Source organism: Abditibacteriota bacterium (genome assembly GCA_017552965.1).
In the GTDB taxonomy this organism is placed as follows: Bacteria; Armatimonadota; UBA5829; order UBA5829; family UBA5829; genus RGIG7931.
Genome location: JAFZNQ010000013.1, coordinates 1 through 8,121 on the forward strand (window position 1 = coordinate 1; position 8,121 = coordinate 8,121).

5 protein-coding genes are annotated in these 8,121 nt (G+C 58.7%); 1 reads left to right on the plus strand and 4 read right to left on the minus strand.

Annotated elements, in window-relative coordinates; all coding sequences use genetic code 11:
- Nucleotides 1–240: 240 nt before the first annotated feature.
- From IK083_02595 to IK083_02610, 4 genes are all read right to left on the minus strand, one after another.
- The gene (locus IK083_02595) at nucleotides 241–1,974 is read right to left on the minus strand and encodes a hypothetical protein (GenBank protein ID MBR4748446.1); all 1,734 of its coding nucleotides are present in this window, start codon (nucleotides 1,972–1,974) and stop codon (nucleotides 241–243) included.
- A 518-nt stretch (nucleotides 1,975–2,492) separates the two neighbouring features.
- On the minus strand, nucleotides 2,493–2,822 hold the full coding sequence (locus IK083_02600) for a GIY-YIG nuclease family protein (GenBank protein MBR4748447.1): 330 nt from the start codon (nucleotides 2,820–2,822) through the stop codon (nucleotides 2,493–2,495).
- Between the two features lie 334 nt (nucleotides 2,823–3,156).
- The gene (locus IK083_02605) at nucleotides 3,157–4,884 is read right to left on the minus strand and encodes a hypothetical protein (protein ID MBR4748448.1); all 1,728 of its coding nucleotides are present in this window, start codon (nucleotides 4,882–4,884) and stop codon (nucleotides 3,157–3,159) included.
- Nucleotides 4,885–5,093: 209 nt separating this feature from the next.
- Complete coding sequence (locus tag IK083_02610; protein MBR4748449.1) at nucleotides 5,094–6,956, minus strand: hypothetical protein; 1,863 nt, start codon at nucleotides 6,954–6,956, stop codon at nucleotides 5,094–5,096.
- A 487-nt stretch (nucleotides 6,957–7,443) separates the two neighbouring features.
- Between IK083_02610 and IK083_02615 the strand changes: the two genes are divergently transcribed.
- Nucleotides 7,444–8,121: DnaB-like helicase C-terminal domain-containing protein (locus tag IK083_02615; GenBank protein MBR4748450.1), on the plus strand; the 678-nt coding region annotated here is incomplete at its 3' end.

An 8,121-nucleotide genomic window follows, 5' to 3' on the forward strand; every position in this document is an offset into this window, starting at 1 on the left:
CGGGGACCCCGGCTGCATTTCTGCCTTTTCCGCCTTGCGCCTGACGGCGACGCTTGCCCTTCGGCTTGAGCAGGGGCTTTATACCCCAAAAAATCTGCGATTTTTCGGGGACCCCGAAGTTGGGCCGGGATGACGAGAGCTTTTTCCTCTCCACACGCAAAAAAAAGCCGTTCGCGGCAGCGCGAACGGCGGGGTCCCCGAAAAATCGCAGATTTTTTGGGGTCAAAAGCGGCGCAGGCGTCATTTCAGATCCATGCCCTTCCGTATCAGGTCCCGCTTCCTCAGGTCAAAAAAGGTGTAGGGGTCCACTATCTCTATGTCGTACTCCGGGCACAGCTTCTTCACTTCTTCCACAAAGCTTATGGCCTCGGAGGGCTTTATCCACACCATTCTCAGATAGAAAAACAGGGGCTGGTCCGGACTGTAATATCTGATCATACCGGACGTTTTGGCAGGGCCGTCCTCCGTGTTGTAGAGGGTGGTGATGGGCATGCCCTTCCAGACCTGGGGTTCGGGGTCCCGGGAGCCCATGCCGTGCCAGTCCAGGACCATGGACCCGTAGCCCCGGGGAGAGAATTTGCTGTAGGCGTCCTTCACCGTGTCGGTGGGAGGCATCATGTCCAGCACCATGGGCGAGATGTCCAGATCGAGAGCCCTGTAATACTTTTGGTTGTGCTTCACGAAAAGGGGCATATTTTCGGGCAGTATGCGGGTGGCGTTGAAATAGCCGGCGCAGGTGGCGTCCGCCACGAAATAGTCGTTCCCGGTAGCGGTCTCGTAGTAATAGCTGACTATGTCGGGATAGGTGTTGATGAGATTGGGATTGATGCCCCAGCTGAGGGGCACGGTGCCTCTGGCAGGATCGGCCCAGAAGCCGGGCAGCAGACAGTAGAGGGGCCTGCAGCTGTCGTAGTCGGCCATGAGGATGCATATATAGGTCTTGTTTTCCAGAGCAGCCGCGGGATGCTTGCTTGCCCGCTGCTTCAGGTTTTTGAAGCGGAACTTGCTGTGAAAGGACTTGTTCAGGCACTTGTGGTTCTCGGTGTTCTGATACACGTTCCAGGGGGATATGATGAACACGGTCTCCCATTCGGTCCCCACCGGATGGTGGGAGCCGAATTCCACACTGGAATACTTGTTGAAGTCAAAAAAGCCCGCGAGCTCGGTCATCCGCTTTCCGCCGTTTACTGTATACTGAGTCTTCAGTATCAGCGTATAGGTCTCCAGGTCAGTGCCGAGAGGCTGGTCCGGGTCGTCCCCGGGAGCCTCGGTGCCCCAGGGGGACAGGTCAAAGGCAAAGCCCCGGTTGGCGACCGCCCAGTCTATGGAAGTGATAAAGCCCGCGTTGCCGTCCCGGCGGGCTCTCCAGGCGTCGGTCATGAGGAACAGATAGTCCCGGGAGCAGCGGCCCTTTGCCAAAAACTCCCGTATGGCCCAGCGGTAGGCGTCATTCTTGGCGGAGCCCGTCTCCGAGCCGTCAAACCTGCCCCGCAGGTCGTATTTTACCTCCAGCTTCCACAAGGGCAGATACTCCCGGGCAAATTCCGGGCTCAGGACCACCAGGTCCTCCGCCCCGGCCGCAGTCACCGCCGCGTCAAAGGAAGCCGGCACCCCTGGGTCCCATATGACGGCGCCCCGGATCCTGTCCTTTGCCAGAGCAAAAAGGGCGTCCAGGGCGTCCTTTTCCCCGCCCTGCGGCTTCACGTCTTCCCAGCGGCTGCCGGAGAGCCACCGCCCCTTTTGAGTGAATATCCTCTCCCAGATATCGGGAGTGTTTTCCCTTTTGCCCGTCATCCACAGAACGGGCTTTTCCCTGTTTATGAGGCCCTGCATGCAGCCGGCGGCCGCCGCCTCGTCATAGGCCCGCTGAGAGCCGTCGTCCAGCAGGGTGTATTTGTGTATGATCCCGGGGCCCGCGGCCCACAGGGGCGCCGCGCAAATACAGGCGAGCAGCGCCGTAATAAGTGTCTTCATAGTCGTTTCCCCGGACTTTTTTTCATAATCAGTATAGCACACCCCCGGGAAAAACGCCACAGGCCGGGGAACTCCTCCGCCGTCATCCCGGCGCCGCAACCCCGCGTCATCTCGGCGACAAGCCGTCAGGCTTGGCGGTAAGAGATCCCGGGGTCCCCGAAAAATCGCAGATTTTTTGGGGTGGTCTACGGGGGCACCGACGGCCAAAGGCCGTTGGGGGGGGCCGTATCGCGGGGAAGAGGAGCTTTCATAGAAGGGGCGCACGGCGGAGAAGGAGAATGGATCGTCATCCCGGCGGAAATGGCAACAGATCAAACGCGCAGCGTTTGGCCATTTCCGGGAAGGGACCGGGGTCCCCGGCGAAAAAGGTTTCGCCGGGGTGTAATTCGGGCGGGACCCGTTTGCCCGTTCATTGCTCCGGCAGAGCCGGAGAGGGCAAACGGGGAGGACCCGGCCATAGCAGTGACGGGAAGAGCATTCGGAGCTGGGTCAAAGAGTCTTTTGTGTTCCCGTCGATCCTATGAACGGCCGGGAAACTGTGTGTATTCAACAGGCACGCCCAGCTCTCCGAATTCCCACTCTTCGGACAGATCTTTCAAGTCGGGGTTTTCGGCTTTTATCAATCGCAGCTTGTCGCTGCGCCTGTATTTTTTCAATCGCTTTTCCCAGAGTATGGCTTCGTTGTTGTCCTGTATCTCTTTGAAATACACCAGCCTGGTCACCTTGTGCTTTTTGGTGAAGCCTTTGGTCAGACCGCTTTTGTGCTCATACATGCGTCGAAGCAAATCGTTGGTCACTCCGATATAAAACACGGTATTTACTTTGTTGGCAGTTATATAGACGAACATATTCGGGGTCCTTTGTCTGGCTAAGCTATTCTTTTGACTGTTTATCGGGACTATTGTTTCACGTCTTGCTTCGGCCTGTCGTCTGTACTTTTTGCCGGGTCCTCCCCATTTGCCCTCTCTGCCGTTGGCAGAGCAAGGAACGGGCAAACGGGTCCCGCCCGAGGTCCCTTCCCCCAAATCGCGTAATGCTGACGCATTACACATATTGCGATTTGGGCCGGGATGACGAGAGCTTTTTCCTCTCCAAACGCAAAAAAAATGCCGTTCGCGGCGGCGCGAACGGCGGGGTCCCCGAAAAATCGCAGATTTTTGGGGGTCAAAAGCGGCGCAGGCGTCATTTCAGATCCATGCCCTTCCGTATCAGGTCCTGCTTCCGCAGCTCAAAGAAGGTGTAGGGGTCCACTATCTCTATGTCGTAGCCGGGGCACAGCTTTTTTACCTCGTCCAGCCTGTCGATCACCGGGCCGGGGGCCTCCCACACGATCCTCAGGTAGTAAAAGGCCGCTTCGCCGGGCTTGCCCTTTTTGATGAGGGAAGCTATACCGGCGGCGTCCGACACGTTGCTGAGGTCCGTGATGGGCATGCCCTTCCACACCTGGGGCTCGGGATTCCGGGCGCCGGTGCCGTGCCAGTCCCCCACCAGAGCGCCGTAGCCCCGGGGAGAGAATCTGGCAAAGGCGTCCTTTACCAGGTCCGTGGCGGTCATCACGTCCAGCACCATGGGGGAGATGTCCATGTCCAGAGCCTTGTAATACCGTTGGTTGTGCCTGATAAAGAGAGGCATGTTCTCCGGCAGCACCCGGGTGGGGTTGAAGTAGCCGGCGCAGGTGGCGTCCGCCACGAAATAATCATTCTTGGTGGCGGTCTCATAGTAGTAGCTGATGACGTCGGGATAGGTGTTGATGAGATTGGGATTGATGCCCCAGCTGAGAGGCACCTCGCCCCGGCGGGGGTCCTGCCAGTATTTGGGCAGGAATACGTAGAGAGGCGTGGCGCTGTCATAGTCCGCCATCAGCACGCACAGATACACCTTTTCCTCCAGCTGGGCCTTTGGCCGCTTGTCCGCCTTTTGCTGCAGGTCTGTGAAAGTGAACTTGCTGTGAAAGGACTTGTTGTAGCAATTATGGTCCGCCGTATTCTGATAGCAGTTGTAGGGAGTGATGAGATACACGGTCTCCCACTCCGTGCCTACCGGGTGCTTGCTGCCGTAGCCCGCGTTGGAATATTTTGCAAAGTCAAAGAAGCCCGCCACCTCGGTCATCTGTTTGCCGTTGGTCTGCCGGGCCTGGGCCGCCAGCATCAGCCGGTAGGTCTCCAGATCCGTGCCCAAAGGCTGGTCCGGGTCGTCCCCGGGGGCCTCGTCGCCCCAGGGAGACAGGTCATAGACAAAGCCCCTGTTCATCACGTCCCAGTCCCGGACGCAGACCCAGGACATGACGCCGCCGCTGCGCTGGTTCCAGGCGTCTGTGTTGAGGAAGATGAAGTCCCGGGAGCACTTGCCCTTGTCCAGATACTCTCTGATTGCCCAGCGGTAGGCGTCGTTTTTGGCGGAACCCGTCTCCGAGCCGTCAAACTTGCCCCGCAGATCCCGCTTGACCTTCAGCTTCCACTTCGGGAGATACTGCTCGGCAAATTCGGGGCTCAGGACTACCAGGTCCTCCACGCCAGCAATGGTGGTGGCCACGTTCACCGTGGCGGGCACCGCGGGATCCCATATGACGGCTCCCTTTATCTTCTTGCCGGCCCGCAGGACCAGCTCGGTGAGAGGGTCCTTGCCCCCTTGCGCAGGCGTCAGGTCCACCCATTCGGCGCCGGAGAGCCAGCGCCCGTCTTCGGTCATGATCTGCTGCCACACGTCGGCATTTTTGTCGTTCCGGGCAGTCACCCACAGGACAGGCTTGTCCCGGTTGACGATGCCCTGCACGCAGGCCACCGCCAGAGCCTCGTCGTAGGCCCGCTGAGTCCCGTCGTCATTGAGGGTGTAGCGGTATATCACCTGAGGCGCAGCAGCCCACAGGGGCGCCGCCGCCAGGAGCAGAAGGGCAATGATGATGTGTTTCATGTCGTTTCCTCATTTAGATGGTTCATCTACAGTATAGCACACACAGGGAAAAACCGCCACAGACCGGGGAACTCCTCCGCCGTCATCCCGGCGCCGGGATGACGAGAGCTTTTTCTCTCCAAACGCAAAAAAAAAGCCGTTCGCGGCGGCGCGAACGGCGGGGTCCCCGAAAAATCGCAGATTTTTGGGGGACAAAAGCGGCGCAGGCGTCATTTCAGATCCATACCCTTATTCTTCAGGTCCTGCTTCCGCAGCTCAAAGAAGGTGTAGGGGTCCACTATCTCTATGTCATAGCCGGGGCACAGCTTTTTTACCTCGTCCATCCGTTCTATCACCTGCCAGGGCCAGTTCCACACGATCCTCAGATAGAAAAAGGAGGGCTGTCCGGGCTTGAAGTATTTGATCATGCCGGCTATGGAGGCAGCGTCTCCCGTGTTGGATAGGTCGGTGATGGGCATGCCCTTCCAGATCTGCGCCTGAGGGTTGCGGGCGTCGGTGCCGTGCCATTGGCCGTCCACCATGGCGCCGTAGCCCCGGGGGGAGAATTTGGCGAAGGCGTCCTTCACCATAGGCGAAGGCTCCTCCACGTCCAGCACCATGGGCGAGATGTCCATATCCAGAGCCTTGTAATACTTTTGGTTGTGCCTGACGAAAAGGGGCATGTTCTCCGGCAGGATACGGCTGGGGTTGAAGTAGCCCGCGCAGGTGGCGTCCGCCACGAAATAGTCGTTCTCGGTGGCGGTCTCATAGTAGTAGCTGATGACGTCGGGATAGGTGTCGATGAGGTTGGGATCGATGCCCCAGCTGAGAGGGATCTCCCCTCTGCGCTCGTCGGACCAATAGTCCGGCAGGAACTGATACAGAGGCACGGCGCTGTCATAATCAGCCATGAGGATGCACACGTAGGTCTTGTTTTCCAGCTGCGCCCTGGGACGCTTGTTTATCCGCTGCTTCAGATTTTTGAACTTGAATTTGCTGTGGAAAGACTTGTTGTAGCAGGCCCCGTCCGCCGTGTTCTGATACACGTTGTAAGGAGTGACGAGGAACACGGTCTCCCACTCGGTGGCCACGGGATTGAAGGAATTGAGATTCTTGTAATCGCTGTATTTTTCAAAGCAGAAAAAGCCCGCCAGCTCGGTCATCTGCCTGCCCTTTGTCTGCCGGTCAAGGGCCTCCAGCATCAGCTTGTAGGTGGCGAGATCGGTGCCCAGAGGCTGGTCAGGGTCGTCCCCGGGAGCCTCGGTGCCCCAGGGCGACAGGTCAAAGACGAAGCCCCGGTTGGCGATGGCCCAGTCCCGGGTGAGCACGTAGGTGAGGTCGCCCTTTTCCCTGGTGCCCCAGGCGTCGGTGTTGAGGAACAAAAAGTCTTTGGAGCACTTGCCCTTGTCCAGATACTCTCTGATGACCCAGCGGTACACGTCGTTTTTGGCAGAGCCCGTCTCGGAGCCGTCAAACCGGCCCCGCAGGTCGTGCTTTACCTCCAGCTTCCAGCTGCCCAGATACTTCCGGGCAAAATCGGGGCTCAGGACCACCAGATCCTCGGCACCGGCTATGGTAAAGGCCGCGTTGAAGGTGGCGGGCACTTCGGGGTCCCATATGACGGCGCCCTTTATCCGGTCCCCCGCCCACTTGACCAGCACGTCCAGAGCGTCCACGGTCTCCTCGTCAACGATACGGGGAGGCGTGGGCAGGCCCTTCATCCTCTGTCCGGTCTCCCGGTAGATCTTTTCGTATTTTGCCTCCAGGCGTTTGAGCAGGGCGTTGTATTCCTCCATAGCCTCCCTGTTGGGCAGGCTGCGGATGTCCACCCACTTTTTGCCGAAGAGCCAGCGGCCCTTCTCTGTCATCTTCTCCCGCCACACGTCGGCGTGCCGGTCTCTCTTGCCGTCCACCCACAGCACAGGCTTGTCCCGGTTGACGATGCCCTGCACGCAGGCCACCAGAGCGGCCTCGTCGTAAGAACGGGGGGTCGAGTCGTCGTCCAGAGTGTAGCGGTAAATGATGTCCGGCTCCTCCGCCCAGACCGCGGAGACAAAGGCAAAGAGCAATATGCCCAGTAAGATCAGCTTCATATCGATGTTCCTTGTAAAGAGCGTTCATCTACAGTATAGCACACCCCGGGGAAAACCGCCACAGGCAGCAGGGAGCAAGGGCCCTTGGCGGTTCCGTGACGTGGTCACAACCCCGGGATGACGTTGATGTTGAACGGGACGGACAATACTCTCCCCCGGACCTGCAAAGATGTCGCCTGTCCGGGAACATTTTTGGCTGCTTTATCGTCTGTATAAATGGAGAACCATGTTCCCCGGCAAAGAGTCTCAACAGCTTTTTGCCATGAGTATAAAGGAAGGTGTGGATGTGACCGCGTATTTTTTTACGCTTGTTTATTCACAAAGCCCCGGCAGCTGCCCAGGCCGCTGCCCCGACCCGCTGTTACCCGCAGCGCAGCCCTACGGGCTGCAAGTCCAGAGAGTTAAAGACAGAAAGATATATCATATATCGGAGGCAAGTGCTTCGCCCGCGGCGGAGCGCGGGCCTGCCGACAACTGAGGAGGAGCCATGAAAGATAGTAACGACAGTCAGGTCCGGCCTTCTGCGAGCGCCCTGTCCCCCAGCAAAAGCGGGGACAGTCTGCAGAGCATACGCGCAGCAACAAAAGAGTTTTGCCGGCGCCTCAAAGGCAGCGCCGGGCAAAAGACCGTTTTGACCGGCTTCGGCGAGCTGGATGCGGCCACTTGCGGCCTGCAGCCCGCGAACCTGGTGATAGTGGCGGCCCGTCCCGGTATGGGCAAGACGGCCTTTGCCCTGAACATAGCCCTGCACGCGGCTCTGAGGGAAGAAAAGACTGTGGCCATATTCAGCCTGGAGATGAGCGAGGAAGAGCTGGTCCAAAGGCTCATTGCCTCTGGAGCAGAGACAGATGTAAAATGTCTCGGCGCTGCCAGTCTGACGGAAACAGAGAGGGCAAGGGTCAACGCTTTTGCCGAAGAGCTCTGCAACACCGACAACATCCTGATAGACGACACCGCCGTGCAGTCCGTCGGCAGCATACAGGCCCAATGCCGCAGGGCCGCGGCCCGGTCACAAAAGCCGGACCTCATCGTGATAGACTACCTGCAGCTGATGCAGTCCGAGAACCGGCGGGCGGAAAACAGGAACCAGGAGATCAGCGAGATAGTCCGGGGGCTCAAGCTCCTGGCCAAGGAAATGGACTGTCCGGTGATGGCTCTGTCTCAG

Coding starts and splice junctions, on each gene's coding strand:
- IK083_02605 (MBR4748448.1), bottom strand. CDS start 4,884: ATGAAACACATCATCATTGCCCTTCTGCTCCTGGCGGCGGCGCCCCTG.
- IK083_02595 (MBR4748446.1), bottom strand. CDS start 1,974: ATGAAGACACTTATTACGGCGCTGCTCGCCTGTATTTGCGCGGCGCCC.
- IK083_02600 (MBR4748447.1), bottom strand. CDS start 2,822: ATGTTCGTCTATATAACTGCCAACAAAGTAAATACCGTGTTTTATATC.
- IK083_02610 (MBR4748449.1), bottom strand. CDS start 6,956: ATGAAGCTGATCTTACTGGGCATATTGCTCTTTGCCTTTGTCTCCGCG.